The organism is Kitasatospora sp. NPDC051164, assembly GCF_044455625.1.
In the GTDB taxonomy this organism is placed as follows: domain Bacteria; phylum Actinomycetota; class Actinomycetes; order Streptomycetales; family Streptomycetaceae; genus Kitasatospora.
Genome location: NZ_JBITFB010000007.1, coordinates 259600 through 274762, shown reverse-complemented (window position 1 = coordinate 274762; position 15163 = coordinate 259600). Strand labels below are relative to the sequence as shown.

General features: G+C 74.9%; 10 protein-coding genes and 1 tRNA gene. 9 read left to right on the top strand and 2 right to left on the bottom strand.

What is annotated here, in order from left to right; translation table 11 throughout:
• Nucleotides 1–35 precede the first annotated feature (35 nt).
• The 6 genes from ACIBEC_RS13325 (at nucleotide 36) to ACIBEC_RS13300 (ending at nucleotide 6106) form a co-directional block, all read left to right on the top strand.
• Nucleotides 36–123, top strand: a tRNA-Ser gene (locus tag ACIBEC_RS13325).
• 130 nt (nucleotides 124–253) lie between these two features.
• Nucleotides 254–1081: a MerR family transcriptional regulator gene (locus ACIBEC_RS13320; protein WP_360496538.1), complete on the top strand. Its 828-nt coding sequence runs from the start codon at nucleotides 254–256 to the stop codon at nucleotides 1079–1081.
• A gap of 46 nt (nucleotides 1082–1127) precedes the next feature.
• The gene (locus ACIBEC_RS13315) at nucleotides 1128–2402 is read left to right on the top strand and encodes an MFS transporter (RefSeq protein WP_360496535.1); all 1275 of its coding nucleotides are present in this window, start codon (nucleotides 1128–1130) and stop codon (nucleotides 2400–2402) included.
• Between the two features lie 254 nt (nucleotides 2403–2656).
• Nucleotides 2657–4021 carry an FAD-linked oxidase C-terminal domain-containing protein gene (locus tag ACIBEC_RS13310; protein ID WP_360496532.1) on the top strand — a complete coding sequence of 455 codons (1365 nt, stop codon included), beginning with the start codon at nucleotides 2657–2659 and terminating at the stop codon, nucleotides 4019–4021.
• Nucleotides 4022–4511: 490 nt separating this feature from the next.
• Complete coding sequence (locus ACIBEC_RS13305) at nucleotides 4512–4841, top strand: hypothetical protein (RefSeq protein ID WP_360496529.1); 330 nt, start codon at nucleotides 4512–4514, stop codon at nucleotides 4839–4841.
• Between the two features lie 470 nt (nucleotides 4842–5311).
• Nucleotides 5312–6106, top strand: a complete 795-nt coding sequence (locus ACIBEC_RS13300) for a pyridoxal 5'-phosphate synthase (RefSeq protein ID WP_360496526.1) — start codon at nucleotides 5312–5314, stop codon at nucleotides 6104–6106.
• 106 nt (nucleotides 6107–6212) lie between these two features.
• Here the strand turns inward: ACIBEC_RS13300 and ACIBEC_RS13295 are convergent, their stop codons facing one another.
• The gene (locus ACIBEC_RS13295) at nucleotides 6213–7280 is read right to left on the bottom strand and encodes an EamA family transporter (RefSeq protein ID WP_360496523.1); all 1068 of its coding nucleotides are present in this window, start codon (nucleotides 7278–7280) and stop codon (nucleotides 6213–6215) included.
• Between the two features lie 152 nt (nucleotides 7281–7432).
• On the opposite strand from ACIBEC_RS13295, the gene ACIBEC_RS13290 reads away from it, so the two are divergent.
• The 3 genes from ACIBEC_RS13290 to ACIBEC_RS13280 all read left to right on the top strand — a co-directional run bounded on the left by ACIBEC_RS13290 (nucleotide 7433) and on the right by ACIBEC_RS13280 (nucleotide 11458).
• The gene (locus ACIBEC_RS13290; RefSeq protein ID WP_360496520.1) at nucleotides 7433–8305 is read left to right on the top strand and encodes a DUF1906 domain-containing protein; all 873 of its coding nucleotides are present in this window, start codon (nucleotides 7433–7435) and stop codon (nucleotides 8303–8305) included.
• A 46-nt stretch (nucleotides 8306–8351) separates the two neighbouring features.
• Complete coding sequence (locus ACIBEC_RS13285; protein ID WP_360496517.1) at nucleotides 8352–9629, top strand: hypothetical protein; 1278 nt, start codon at nucleotides 8352–8354, stop codon at nucleotides 9627–9629.
• Between the two features lie 167 nt (nucleotides 9630–9796).
• Nucleotides 9797–11458, top strand: a complete 1662-nt coding sequence (locus ACIBEC_RS13280; protein ID WP_360496514.1) for a long-chain fatty acid--CoA ligase — start codon at nucleotides 9797–9799, stop codon at nucleotides 11456–11458.
• Nucleotides 11459–11553: 95 nt separating this feature from the next.
• On the opposite strand, the gene ACIBEC_RS13275 is transcribed toward ACIBEC_RS13280, so the two are convergent.
• Entirely contained in the window at nucleotides 11554–15096 is a 3543-nt protein-coding gene (locus ACIBEC_RS13275; RefSeq protein ID WP_360496511.1) for a PAS domain-containing protein, read from the bottom strand.
• Nucleotides 15097–15163 lie beyond the last annotated feature (67 nt).

Here is a 15163-nt window from a genome sequence, read left to right as displayed (position 1 = left end):
GAACCCCGCGGGACCCGTTAGGCTGACCTCCGCCTGGAGAGCTGCCCGAGCGGCCTAAGGGAACAGTCTTGAAAACTGTCGTGGCGTGACCCGTCACCGTGGGTTCGAATCCCACGCTCTCCGCTGGTAGGAGAACCACCTGCTCAGGGCGGGTGCCGACATCAAGTCGGCACCCGCCCTCGGTGTTTCCGGGGAGCGGTCCGGCGGTCGGGGTTGACCCTGACACCGTGGGAGGCGATGGGGTGGACGCATCATGTTGAACATCGGAGACTTCGCCAGCCACGGCCGGGTGTCGGTGCGGATGCTGCGCCACTACGACGCGATCGGCCTGCTACGGCCCGCCCGGGTGGACCCGGTCAGCGGCTACCGCTCGTACGAGGCGGCCCAACTCGCCCGGCTCAACCGGGTGATCGCGCTCAAGGAGCTCGGCTTCACGCTGCAGCAGGTGCGGGCCGTCCTGGACGACGAGGTGGACGCCGCCGAACTGCGCGGGATGCTGCGGCTGCGGCGGGCCCAACTCGCCGAGGCGATCGCGGCGGACGAGCTGCGGCTGGCCCGGGTGGAGGCGAGGCTCCGGACGATCGAGAGTGAGGGGACCATGTCCACGCACGATGTCGTGGTGAAGCCGGTGCCGTCCGTCCGGGTGGCCCAACTGGCCGGTGTGGCCGCGAGTTACGAGCCCGAGGACATCACGCCGGTGATCGGCCCGCTGTTCGACGAGCTGTGCCGGCGGCTGGCCGCGGCCGGGATCGAAGCGACCGGCCCGTCCGTCGCCCGGTACGAGGACGCGCCGGAGGGTGACGGCTCGGTGCTGATCCTGGTCGCCGTCCCGGTCGGGCTGTCGGTGCGGCCGGGCGCGCACGACTTCGAGGTGCTCGACCTGCCGCCGATCGGGGAGGCGGCGACCATCGTGCACCGCGGCTCGATGGACGCAGTGCTCGGCACCGTCCAGGAACTGGCCCGCTTCATCGAGGAGAACGGCTACCGCTCGGCCGGGTACGCCCGGGAGCTGTACCTGGAGTGCCCGGACGACCAGGCCGGGTGGGTCACCGAGCTCCAGGAGCCGGTGGTCCGCCGGTAGACCGCGCTTGCCCTCGACCGGGTCGAGGGTCCTAGCGTCGCCCGGCATGACCACCGCCACCGCTACCGGTACCGCCACCGCTACCGGTACCGCCCCCGCTGCCGGTACCGCCGCTGCCACCGCCACCGCCACTGCCGCGCGGGCGCCGCTGCCCGTGCCGTACCTGCTCTGGCTGGCCGGGACCCAGGCCGGACTGCTGGGCGACGCCGCGCTCTACTTCGCCCTCGGCTGGGCCGCCACCGCGCACGGCGGCGGGGCGGCCGGCCTCGTCCTGACCGCGATCACCGTGCCGCGGACGGCACTGGTCCTGCTGGGCGGTGCGGTCGCGGACCGGTTCGGCGCCCGCCGCGTGATGCTCGCCGGGGACACGGTGATGCTGGTCGCGACCGCAGCCATCGCGCTCGTCGCGGGCAGCCGGGGCACGCCGCTGTGGCTGCTGGTCGCGGCGGCGGCCGTGATCGGAACCGTCGATGCCTTCTACCTCCCGGCGAGCGGGTCGATGCCCGGCCGGCTGGTGCCGGACGAGCGGCTGCCCCGGGCACTCGCGCTGCGCCAGGCCGGAGGGCAGAGCGCCGTCCTGCTCGGGGCGCCGCTGGGCGGCCTGCTGGTCGCTGTCGGCGGGTTGCCCGGTGCGGCGGTGGCGGACGCGGTGAGCTTCGGGGTCGTCCTGCTGGTCCTGCTGTGGGTCCGGCCCCGGGAGGAGACGCCGTCCGCCGCGCCGGCCGGCCTGCTGCGCGAGGCGGCGTCCGGCGTCCGGCTCGCCCTGCGCGACCCGCTGCTGCGGGCCGCGCTGCTGCTCACCGGCGCGGCCGCCGGGGCACTGCTGCCGGTGGTGTCGCTCCTCGGCCCGCTGCTCGCCAGGGCGCACGGCTGGACGGCGGGAACGGCTGGACTGGTGAGCGGCGGACAGGCGGCCGGGGTGCTCACCGTGGCCGGCCTGGTCGCCTGGCGGGGCGCGCTCGCCGGGGCGGGTGTCGGGGCGGCGGCCGGGCTCTGCACGGCGTCGGCGGGGATCGCGCTGCTGGCGCTCGCCGCGGGGCCGGTGGCGGCGTTGGCGGGCAGCGTGGTGGCGGGCGTCGGCTCGGGGCTCTTCGCCTGCCATCTCGGACCGCTGGTGCTGACCGGCGCACCGCCCTCCCATCTCTCCCGTGTACAGGCCCTGTTGACGCTCGTGCAGAGCGTGTCCCTGGTGCTGTCGAACGCCCTGCTGGGCCTGCTCGCGGATGCGGCGGGCGCCGCCCTGCCCACCCTCCTCTGCGCCCTCGTCACCGCCACCGCCGGCCTCACCGCCCTGGCCACTCCCACCCTCCGCCGGGCCTGACCCGCAGCGGGCGCCCTGCCCACCCGCCCCGCGACGCCCACACGGCCGGGCCCTCGCCGATTCCCCGCCCCGCCGGACGCCCTCCGCACCCTGTCCAGGGCCACTCGCCCCACACGGCCCCTGAACTCCGCCCCTTCCGCTCGCCGCCGCCGGGCGGCCTCCCCGCCCGCCCAGGGGCCCACTTGCCCCACCACCGGCACGCGGGCAGAGTGCGGAGGTGGAGGCTGGTCGGGCGGCGAGCGGAGGCAGCGGCGATGGGTGATCTGACGGACCGACTGGCGCAGGGCCTCCCGGCCGGGGCCGTGGTGGTGGACCCCGATGTGACCGCCGCGTACAGCCGCGACATGGCGGGGTTCTGTGCGGCCGGCGTCCCTGCCGTGGTGGTGTTCCCGGAGACGGTCGAGCAGGTGCGGCACGTGATGCGCACCGCGACCGAGTTGCGGGTGCCCGTGGTACCGCAGGGCGCCCGGACCGGGCTGTCGGGTGCGGCGAACGCGGTGGACGGCTGTGTCGTGCTGTCGCTGGTGAAGCTGAACCGGATCCTGGAGATCGACCCGGTGAACCGGATCGCGGTGGCCGAGCCCGGCGTGGTGAACGCCGAACTCTCGCGGGCCGCAGAGGAGTTGGGTCTGTCGTACCCTCCGGACCCGTCCAGCTGGGAGTCCTGCACGATCGGCGGCAACATCGGAACCGGTGCGGGCGGTCTCTGCTGCGTGAAGTACGGCGTCACCAGTGAGTACGTGCTCGGCCTGGACGTGGTGCTGGCGGACGGGCGGCTGCTGTCCACCGGTCGCCGGACGGCCAAGGGCGTGGCCGGGTACGACCTGACCCGGCTGTTCGTCGGTTCGGAGGGGACGCTCGGCGTGGTGGTCCGGGCCGTACTGGCGTTGCGGCCCGCGCCGGCCCCACAGCTGGCGCTGGCGGCGGAGTTCCCGAGCGCGGACGCGGCCTGTGCGGCGGTCTGCGAGGTGATGGCGCGGGGCCTGACTCCGTCGCTGATGGAGCTGATGGACGCGGTCTCCGTGCGGGCCGTGAACGAGTTGGGGCGGATGGGGCTGCCGGAGTCGACCCAGGCGCTGCTGCTGGTGGCGTTCGACGGACCGGGCCGGGTGGGCGAGCTGGCACGGGTCGCGCGGTTGTGCCGGGAGGCCGGGGCGACCGAGGTGGTGCCGGCCGAGGACGAGGCGGAGTCCGCTCTGTTGCTGGCGGCCCGGCGGCTGGCGCTGCCCGCGATGGACCGCTTGGGCACGACGATGATCGACGATGTGGCGGTGCCGCGTTCCCGGCTGGCCGAGATGCTGAACGGGGTCGCGGCGATCGCCGAGCGGCACGGGCTGACCATCGGGGTGGTCAGTCATGCCGGGGACGGCAACACCCACCCGATCGTGATCTTCGACGCCGCGGACGAGGGGCAGGTCGCACGGGCCCGGCGTTCCTTCGACGAGATCATGGCGCTCGGGCTGGAGCTGGGCGGCACGATCACCGGGGAGCACGGGGTGGGGCTGCTCAAGCGGGACTGGCTGGCCCGCGAGCTGGGCCCGGTGGCGCTGGACCTGCACCGGCAGCTGAAGGCGGTCTTCGACCCGCTGGGAATCCTGAACCCGGGCAAGATGGTCTGATTTTCGACGGCGCCCGTCGGCAGCTTTCCCGGGCCCGGGCCCACGCCCGCGACGGCGCCCGCGACGGCGCCGGTCCCTACGCCGTTTCAGTGTGACTTTCCGATGGTCTGCGAATGGCTGAAAAGTCGACATGGAAGGGTGATCGAACTTTTTCGGGGGCGCGTTCGCGACCCGTCTGCGCCGGGGTGGTGCGCTCGATGGTTCGCAGGGCGTCGAAGCGCCGCTCCAGATCGCTCTCGAACCAGCGGCCGTCCGGACGAAGGGCCAGCTCATTGGCAGTGTGTCGGCGCGCCGTCCGGTTCTCAGGTCGTCATGCGCGGCCTGGATGGATATCACGCGAACGGGCGAAATCCTCCCGTCGAGCTAGTGCTTTGTCGATTTGTTGCGGAAGTCTGTCTTCCGGCGTCGCAGCCCGCAGGTGTTCGTCTGGCCGGCGAACCCCGCACACCATGCTCGACATTGCACTATGAACAGATTTCTGGAGGCTTACATGGCTCGCATTCACACCCGACGGGGGGCCGGAGTCCTGCTCGCCGGCCCGCTCGCGGCCGGTCTGCTGCTGGCGGGTGCCGGTGTTGCCGCCGCCGACAACGGCGCGGGCGCCGCGGCCGGCTCCAACGCCGGAGTGGTGTCCAACGTCGGCACCGGCAACGTGTTCGGCGGGGTCGACGGCAACTACGTCTCCACGCAGCAGACGGCCACCGGCTCCGGCGCCTCGAACCAGAACAACACCCTCGCGGCGAAGGACAACGCGGGCGCCATCCTGGCCGGACAGGGCAACAAGAACGTCAACGTCATCTTCGCCCCGATCGTCCCCTGACCGTACGGCCGCACCGAGTCCCATCGAGTACCACCGAGGGCGGGGGCGCCGGAGGTGGGTGGCCGCGGGTGAGCTGATCGCTCGCGGACGGGCTCGGACCGGACCGGTTCGGGAAAGCGGAACGGAACACCGGAACCACCGGAACAAGCAAACAGAGGAAACCGCGCATCACCAAGGGAACAGCGCATGTCCGGCCAGCGGAAAGGGTCACCGCGAAACCGGCCTTGTGGGCGGTGCCGCCATCGGCACCGCCCACGAGTGCGTCCGGCGCCGTTCCCCGCTGCCCCGCTGCCCCTGCTGCCACCGCCGTCCCTGCCGACCGGCCGCGATCCCTCCACCGAGGGCCCGCGCCCGGGTCCGTCGGCCCACGGCGGTACGGTTGCGCTCCGACAGCACACCGCGCGCCAGGGCTTGAAAGGGACGGCCCAGGCCGGGGTGGCGACCGCGGCAATCGGAAGGAAGGGCTCGCGATGGCGGCGGAGGAGGAGGGCCTGAGCGGCCCGGACGAGGCGAGGCACGCATCGGAGCCGGAGCCGGGGGCGGGGGCACGCCCGGAGCCGGCCGCCGAGTCGGCCGGCGCGCGCCGGCCCGAGCCCAGGTCCGTCCCCGAGTTGCTGCTCGGTCGCCCGCCGATGGCCCGCCCGCTGCCGTCCTTCGACCACGAGGCCGCCTCCGCCGTGCCCGGCCCGCTGTTCGTGGAATGGCTCGCCACCGCCCTGGACGCCGGGGTGCTGGACCCGCAGGCGTTCACCCTCTCCACCGTCGACGCGGACGGCATGCCGGACGCCCGGGTGCTGGTGCTGCGCGACGTCGACGCGGCCGGCACCGGCTGGAACTTCTCCGCCGCCGCCGACAGCCCCAAGGGCCGTCAGCTCGCCGACCACCCGGCCGCCGCGCTGACCGTCTACTGGCCGCAGCTGGGCCGCCAGGTGCGGGTACGCGGCACCGTCGAGCGGGCCGCCGACCTGGTCGCCGCCGCCGAGTTCGCGACCCGCTCGCCCGCCGCCCGGGCCTCCTCGCTGGTCGGCCGGCAGAGCGAGCCGCTGGCTTCGCTGGTCGAGTACGACGAGGCGGTGGGCGTCGCCCGGCGCCGGCTGGAGGCGCACCCGGACGTCGTTCCGCCCGGGCACGCCGTCTACACCCTGTGGGCGCACGAGGTGGAGTTCTGGCAGGGCGACTCCCAGCGCCGGCACGTCCGGCTGCGCTACACCCGCACCGGCCCGGTCAGCTCCCCGGACTGGTCGCGCACCCTGCTCTGGCCGTAGGACGTTCGGACCCCGCTCCGGCCGCCGGGCGCCCGAACGCCCGGGTCGGCGAGGGCCGGGCGCCCGAACGGCGGGGCGATCGACGCCCGGGTCAGCGACGCCCGGGTCAGCGACGGCCGGTCAGCGTGGCGCCCACGCTGGCCGCCACCACGCAGCCGATTCCGGCCAGCTGCGGCGCGCCCAGCAGTTGGCCCAGCACCACCAGGCCGACCAGCGCGCTGACCGCCGGCTCGAGGCTGACCAGCACGCTGAACACCCGTTGCGGCATCCGGCGCAGCGCGGTCATCTCCAGCGCGTACGGGATCACCGGCAGCAGCAGCGACACCCCGGCCACCGAGGCGAGCAGCAGCAGCGGGGAGGCGCCGGGCGCGGTCAGCCCGTGCCAGGCCTCGCCGAGCCCGAGCGGCGCCAGCGTCAGCGCGCCGACCGTCATCGACACCGCCAGCCCCTGGAACCCCTGGAAGGCCGCGCCGACCTTGTCGGTGAACAGGATGTACGCGGCGTAGCAGGCGGCTGCCCCGAAGGCGTACAGCAGGCCGACCGGGTCGAGCGAGCCGCCGCCGTCGCCCTCGCCGAGCAGGGTCAGCAGCACCACGCCGGCGGCCGCGAGCAGGGCCCAGAGCAGGTGGCTGGCGCGCCGGGCGAAGACCAGGGCGACCGCGAGCGGGCCGAGGAACTCGATGGTCGCGGCGGTGCCCATCGGCAGCCGGTCGATCGCCCCGGCGAACAGGCAGGTCATCCCGGCCGAGGCCATGCCGAGCAGGGCGGCCGCGCCGAGGTCGCGCGGGCGCTTGTCGCGCAGCTTCGGGCGGGTGACGGCGAGCAGGATGACGGCGGCGAAGCCGAGCCGCAGGAAGGTCGTGCCGCTGACCCCGAGCGGGCCGAAGAGCGGCTTGGACAGCGCGATGCCGGTCTGCACCAGGAACATCGCGGTCAGACAGAGAAGCGGCGCCGGGATCCTCTCCGGGCGCCGCAGGACCTTGCCGAACCGGCCACTGGATCGGCCGGGGTGGACCTCGGGTGGCGCCGCGGAGCCGGACGCCCCACCTCGTCGCCAGCTGCCCCGCTCGCCGGCAGGCTCGCCCTTGGGGGCGGGCGGCATGGCAAGGGCCTCGGCGACGGCGACGGCCGATGTCGAGGCGGTGGGGGTTTCGCTGGTATGGGAGGTGGGCATATCGGCGAGTTTGCCGTAAGGAGTGATGAACGGGCAAGCTCGTTACAAAAATCGGGACGGATGCGGATGGGTGCGCCCGAAAGGGTGGACCCGCGAGCGGGTGGCGGCGTGGCTGCCGCATTCATCCGATGGTCCGTCAGTACCAAGGCAGGGTGCGCTATCTCCGGCCCGCGGCCCTACTCGCCGCCTCCCTCGTGCTCCTGCTGGCCACCGACGGGACGGGCGTGAGTGCCGAGGCCGCCGCCCCGGCCGCCGTCGCCGTCCCCCGCATCCGGGCCGCGACCCTCCCCGACAAGGGCGTCCCGCCACGGTTCCGCGAGAGCTGGAGCGGCCCCGCCTTCGACGTCTGCACCGCACCCCCGGTCGACACCCTGCGGACCTGGCGCACCGCCTCCCCGTACGGGGTGGTCGGCATCTACAGCAGCGGCTCCCAGCGCGGCTGCGGCCAGCCTCGGCTCACCGCCGATTGGGTGCGCCAGGCGCGCGCGATGGGCTGGCGCTTCCTGCCGGTGCACGTCGGGCTGCAGGCGCCGTGCGCCGACCCGAGTCGCAAGCCCAAGCGGATCGACCCGGCGAAGGCCACGCAGCAGGGCCGGGACGAGGCGGGCGAGGCCGTCCGCGCGCTGCGCTCGCTAGGGTTCGGCGCGGGCAGCCCGGTCTACCTGGACATCGAGGCCTACCCGATGCGCGACCCGGCCTGCGGACAGGCCGTGGTCGACTTCACCCTCGGCTGGACCCAGGCCCTGCACTCCGCCGGCTACCGCTCCGGCTTCTACTCCAGCCTGGACTCCGGGGTCGCCGACCTGGTCGCCGCCGCCCGGGCCGGCAGTTCCCCGCTGCCCGACGCCCTCTGGTACGCCCGTTGGGACGACCACGCCGACACGGCAGGCTCCGGCGCCGTCGACCCCGGGCTGTGGAGCCTCCACCAGCGCGTTCACCAGTACCGCGGCAACGTCGCCGAGACCTACGGCGGCGTCACCCTCACCATCGACCGCAACGAGGTGGACGGTCCGACCGCCGGCTGAGACCCCCGCCGGTAGGGTGGCCCCCGATCCGGCACAGGGGGGCGCAATGGCGAACGACCACGGACACGGCGGCGCGAACCGGCACGACGGCGCGGCGGGTCACGGCACCGCCGGCGGCTACGGCGCGGTGCCGCCGCAGAACCCGTACGGGCAGCCGGCGCCGTACGGACAGAACCCGTACGCCCAGCCCGTCCCGCCTCAGTCGTACCCGCCTCAGTCGCACCCGGCACAGCCGTACCCGCCTCAGCCGTACGCCCCGCAGCCCCCGGCTGTTGCCCAACCGCCTTACCCCGCACCACAGTTCGGATCGGCGCCACAGTTCGACGCCGCCCCGCAGCCCGGCGGCTTCCCCGGCCCGGTGCCGCGCCGCAACCGTCTCGGCGTGCTGATCCAGTTCGTGCTGCAGTGGATCTACGCCCCGCTCTGGATCGTCGGTCTGGTGCTGCTCTTCGCCGTCCTGATCCTCGCGGACTACAACGGGGGCGGCCCCAGCTCCGACGGCTGGCTGAGGGTCAATCGCAGCTTCCTCCCGCCGCGTCGCCTGCGGGCCGAGCTCACCGGCCGTCCGGAGCACTGGGAGCGCTACGTCACCCCGCTCCTGGCGCGCCGGATCGCCGCCGCCGAGGCCAACCACGCGGCCGGCGGCGGCGAGGTGCAGGCCGACCTCGGCCGGGAGGTGTCGGTCCGGCTGGCCGTGCGCCTCTACCGCGGCCTCGGCGCGGACGGCGTGGTCCGGCTGGCCGAGCGGTACGGCTGGCGCGGGGTGCCGTCCGGTACCGACGTCGAGCAGGTCCGGCTGGTCCGCGGCTTCCCCGCCCCGACCGGCCTGAACGCCCCGTCCCCGCAGGACCCGCCCGCCGCCCCCGGCGCCCCGTGGGGCCCGCAGCCGACCCGCTCCGCGCTGCTGCTGCCGTTCGTCTTCCTGCTCCAGATCGTCTACGTCCCGGTGTACGGCGTGGCCACCTTCTGGGTGAACCGCCCCGAGCCCGACTACTGGGAGCGCTGGGGCGCCCGCTGGACGGTCGGCCCGCGCGCCTTCCGGGCCGAGTTCACCGACAGCCCCGCCGCCTGGGACCGCCACATCCGCCGCATCCTCGAACGCGACACCAAGCGGGAACTCGGCCGCACCGCCGAAAGCTACCGCCGGGTCACCGCCCCCGACGGCACATTCTTCCGCCGCGTCCAGCTCCACCGCGCCACCTACCGCGGGGCCGGTGCCCACCAGGCCCTGCGCATCGCCGCCGAGGACGGCTGGACCCTGGACCCCGCCTACACCCCCGACCCCGCGAACTCCCTGCGCCTCTGTCGCCGCGAACAGCACTGACCCTCCGTCCGACGGGGGTGGGTGGCCGCGACTTCGTGATCCTCGCAACGGGGCCGGAATGCTGACATCGGGTGCTGCGGGCGGCAAAATCGGGCATGTCCGCGCGCATTACCGCCCGGTAGGTGCCGCAGGCGCTGCCGTCAGTGCCGCCAGGTCAAGGAGGACCCGTGTTCAGCACGATGCAGGACGTACCGCTCACCGTCGCCCGAATCCTGGAGCACGGGTCCACGATCCACGGCCGCTCGACCGTCACCACCTGGGACGGCTCCGGACCGGTCGTCCGCACGTACGCCGAGGTGGGCGCCCGTGCCGCGCAGCTCGCGTGCGCCCTGCGCGACGAGCTCGGCGTGGCCGGGGACGACCGCGTAGCCACCCTGATGTGGAACAACGCCGACCACCTGGAGGCGTACCTCGCCGTCCCCGCGATGGGGTCCGTGCTGCACACGCTCAACCTGCGGCTGCCCGCCCAGCAGTTGTCGTTCATCATCAACCACGCCGCCGACCGCGTGATCATCGTCAACGGCACGGTCCTCCCGCTGCTCGCCGCCGTCCTGCCGGACCTCGCGCCCACGCTCAGGCACATCGTGGTGAGCGGTCCCGGTGACCGTTCGCTGCTGGCCGGCTTCGCGGGCGGCGTGCACGAGTACGAGGAGCTGATCGCCGGCCGCCCCACCGCGTTCCCGTGGCGGAGCGACATCGACGAGCGGCAGGCCGCGGTGCTCTGCTACACCTCCGGCACCACCGGCGACCCGAAGGGCGTGCTCTACAGCCACCGCTCGGTCTACCTGCACTGCCTGCAGGTCAACACCGGCGACAACTTCGCCTTCACCCCGCGCGACACCGCGCTGCCGGTGGTCCCGATGTTCCACGTGAACGCCTGGGGCATCCCGCACGCCGCCTTCATGTCCGGCGCCAATCTGCTGATGCCGGATCGTTTCCTCCAGCCCAAGCCGATGGCCGAGATGATCGCCGCCATCCGCCCCACCGTCAGCGCCGCCGTCCCCACCATCTGGAGCGGCCTGCTGGACGAGCTCGACGCGGGCGACTACGACACCTCCAGCCTGCGCATGGTGGTCATCGGCGGCAGCGCCTGCCCGCCGTCGCTGATGCAGGGCTTCCAGGAGCGCCACGGCATCCCCGTCATCCACGCCTGGGGCATGACCGAGACCTCCCCGCTCGGCTCCTTCGCCCAGCCGCCGGGCGGCCTCACCCCCGAGGAGGAGTGGCCGTACCGGATCACCCAGGGCATCTTCCCGGCCTCCGTCGAGGCCCGGCTGATCGGCCCGGGCGGCGAGCGGATGCCGCACGACGGCGTCTCGGCGGGCGAGCTGGAGGTGCGCGGCCCGTGGATCGCCGGGGCGTACTACGGCGGCGCCGGGCAGGACCCGGTCCGCCCGGACGACAAGTTCTCCGAGGACGGCTGGCTGCGCACCGGCGACGTCGGCACCATCACCGCCGACGGCTACCTGACCCTCACCGACCGGGCCAAGGACGTCATCAAGTCCGGCGGCGAGTGGATCTCCTCGGTCGACCTGGAGAACCAGCTGATGGCGCACCCCCAGGTGGCCGAGGCCGCCGTGGTCGCAGTCCCGGACGAGAAGTGGGGCGAGCGCCCGCTGGCCACCGTGGTGCTGCGCCCGGGCGCGACCGTCGGGCTGAGGGAGCTGCGGGCCTTCCTGGCCGAGCGGATCGCCTCCTGGCAGCTGCCGGAGCGCTGGTCGATCGTGGAGTCGGTGCCGAAGACCTCGGTCGGCAAGTTCGACAAGAAGGTGATCCGGGCCGCCTACGCGGCGGAGGAGCTGGACGTCACGGTGCTCGGCAAGGAGTAGCCGCCGGGATGGAAGAGGGCCGGCCGCCCCCGTACGGAACGGGGGCGGCCGGCCCTTCCACGCGTTCGGGGCGTGCCCCGGTGTCTCGGCGTTCCTCAGCCTGCGGCGGCGACGCCCGCCTCGCCCATCGCGCCGATCCGGCCGAGCAGGTCCACGATCCGGCCCTGGACGTCCTCGCTGGTCGAGCGCTCGGCGAGGAACAGCACCGTCTCGCCGGTGCGCAGCCGGGGCAGTTCGCGCGGGTCGAGGCCCATCGAGGTGTAGACCACCAGTGGGGTGCGGTGCAGCCGGTCGTTGGCGCGCAGCCAGTCCAGCAGGCCGACCCGGCGGCGGCGGATCTGCAGCAGGTCCATCACCACCAGGTTGGGCTGCACGCTGCTGGCCCGGGCCACGGCGTCGTTCTCGTCCACCGCGTGCTCGACGTGCATGCCGCGCCGCTCCAGGCTGCTGATCATGGAGGCGGCGATGTCCGGGTCGCCCTCGACCAGCAGCACCCGCGGGGCGTGGTGCTCGCCGTCGCGCGGCGCGAGGGCGCGCAGCAGTACGGCCGGGTCGGCGCCGTACGCGGCGTCCCGGGTGGCCTGGCCGAGACCGGCGGTGACCAGCACCGGGACGCGGCGGTTGAGCGCCGCGGTGCGCAGCGACTGCAGTGCGGTGCGGGTGATCGGGCCGGTCAGCGGGTCGACGAAGAGGGCGGCGGGGAAGCCGGAGACCTGGGCGTCGACCTCCTCGCGGGAGCTGACGATCACCGGGAGGTAGCCGCGCGCCTGGAGTGCCTGCTTGGTCGCCGGGTCCGGCTCCGGCCAGACCAGCAGCCGACGGGTGTTGGCCAGTTCGCCACCGGCGGCCGGCGGCTGCTCGTCGGCGGGCCGGGCGTCGCCGGCCGGGAGTTGGGCCATCGGGCGAGGGGCGGTCCGGGCCTCGGCCGGGACGGACTGGTGCGGGACGGACGGCTGCGGGACGGCGGGCATCGGCGCGTTGCCGAGCGGCCGCGGCGGGGCGAGCTCGCCCAGGCCGGTGCCGACCGGGCGCGGGCCCGACGGGTCCTCGGCGGCGGGCAGCGCGGGCCGGGCGGGCTCCAGCGCGGTGCCGGGGGCACCCGCGTCCTGGCCGGACGGACCGGACGGACCCGTCGGAGCGGGCAGACCGGACGGATCGGAAGGCACGGGGGACACGGCCGAACCGGGGGCGCCCACCGGCGCGTCCGGGCCGGGCCCCGGCGGGACGGCCAGCCGACGGCGGCGGCCGGTCGGCGCGGAGGCCGGCTCGGGCGGCGCGGGCGCGGGGCCGGCCGGCAGGGCGTGCTCCAGGCCGGGGTACACCGGAGTGTCGGTCGCCCCGGGCAGGGCGAAGCCGCCGGAGGAGTCCTCGGCGGAGGGCAGGGCGCGGCGCCGGCGGGGCTTGGGCCCGCCCGCGGTCTCCTCCGGGGTGGCCCCGTCGGTCGGGGTGCCGCCCGGCGGGGTGCCGTCGGCGGCCGGGGTGTCGGCGGGGGCCGGGCCGAGCGCGAGCGGCTCGCGCCCGCCGGACCGGTTCTGCGGCGCCCGCTCGCCCTCGACGGGCACCGCGTAGGCGGGGCCGGAGCGGCCGTCGTCCTTGCCCCACGGGTCGCTCTGCACGCCGTCGGGGCCTGCCAGGCCCTGACGGCCGTACGCCGGGTCGTTGCCGGTGCCGTTCCACTGCTCGGGGACGGCCCGCTCGACCCGGGCGGGGGCGTTCGGCCACTGGTCGGCGGCGGCGTCGGGCGCGAGGTTCGTGGGGTGCGCCGGGGTCTCGGCGGCCGGTCGGCCGCGCCGGCCGCGCCGTTCGGTGGCCGGGGGCTCCTCGGCGGGTGCCTGCTCGGCCTCCGGGGCCGTGCGGCCCGGCTGCTCGGCGGCCACGGCGGGCTCGGCGGCCGCGCTGCTGCTGGGCAGCTGCGGGATGCCCGGCAGCTCGGGCAGGACGGCGCTGTCGCCCTCCTTGGGCCGGTCGGAGCGGCCCTCGGCGGCGGCGCGTTCGGCGGCGGCCTTCGCGGCGACCGGGTCCAGCGGCAGTTCGACGACGTACGTGGTGCCGGCCTTGCCAGGCAGCTCGTGTGGCTGGAGCACGCCGCCGTGCCGCTCGACCACCGCGCGGGCTATCGGCAGGTGGACGGGGCTGCCGCCGACGCCGGGGCCGCGGATCTCGACCCGGGCGACCTCGCCGCGCTGGGCGGCGGCCAGGACGACGGTCGGCGGCTCGGGGGCGGGTGGCAGCGCGGGCGCCGCGCCGCCGACCAGACCGGGCACGGCCAGCCCGGGGGAGGGGGTGGTGGGGGCGTCCAGCGCGAGGCGGACGCCGCTGACGTCGGCGACCAGGTGGGCCAGCGCCTGGGCGAGCCGCCGTTCGTCGGCGATCACCTCGACCGCGGCGGCGTGCACCGAGAACCGCACCCGGCCCGGGCCGACCAGCTCGCCGGCCTCCTCGACGGCCAGGCGGACCACCGTGTCCAGGGCGACCGGCACCCGTGCGGCGGCCTTCCGCCGGCCCTTGCCGTCCTGGCCGTCCCCGCCGTCCTTGGTGTCCTTGCCGTCCTTGGCCTCCGCCGTGCCGCTCTCGCCGGCCTCGCTGCGCTGGTGGTCGAGGACCCCGTCGATCAGCTTCCCGAAGCGGCGGCACTCGTCGGCGAGCCGGCGCAGCGTCCAGTTGGCCTCCGGCCAGAGCTGCCCGGCCGGGTCGGCGGCGAGTGCGTCCAGCCGCTGGTTCAGCGCGTTCAGCGCGCCGCCCAGTTCGTTCTCCAGGACGGCGGTGAGGTGCTCGTTGCGGGCGATCAGGGCGAGTTCGCGGCTGCGGTCGGTGAAGGTCATCACCGCGCCGACCAGCTGGTCGCCGTCCCGGACCGGGGCGGTGGTGAGGTCGACGGTGACCGGACGGCCGTCCTTGCGCCACAGCACGGTGCCGCGCACCCGGTGCTTGCGCCCGGAGGTCAGGGTGTCCAGCAGCGCGGACTCCTCCAGCGTCAGCGGGCTGCCGTCGGCCCGGGAGTGCTGGATCAGCGGGTGCAGCTCGCGCCCGCCCAGCTCGCTCGCCCGGTACTCCAGGATGTGCGCGGCGGCCGGGTTGACCAGCACGCAGCGGCCTTCGAGGTCCACCCCGAGCACGCCCTCGGCGGCGGCGCGCAGGATCATCTCGGTCTGCTTGTGCTGGCGGCGCAGCTCCGCCTCGACGCCGAGCCGGCCGGAGAGGTCGCGGACCAGCAGCAGGAGCAGGTCGGAGGAGGACGGCGAGCGGGAGCTCTCGCGGTACGGGTCGTAGGGGACGAGCGGGGAGAGCGCGTAGCCGCGGCTGGTGTCGTTGTCGTCGGCGAAGTCGTTGCCGGAGACCTCGACCGGGAAGGTGGTGCCGTCGGTGCGGTGCGCGGTCATCCGGACCGGGCGCTCGAGGGCGTCGCCGTCGCGGGTGGCCGGGCGCATCGAGCCGGGGATCCGGCTGGGGTCGAACTCGGGGAGCAGGCCCAGCACGCCCATGCCGACCAGGGAGGTGCCCGGCGCCTGCAAGGCGTGGACCGCCGCGTTGTTGGCGTCCACGACGGTGCCGTTGCTGTTCACCAGCAGCAACGCGTCGGGCAGGGCGTCGAGTATGGCGGCGAGGCGAGCAGCGCCTCGGATCGGCCTGCTGCTCACGTCGACAGGTCTCCTCGGCTCGGGGCAGCTCCTCCGGATACGGCAGTATCTCATTCTTCTTTGCGGC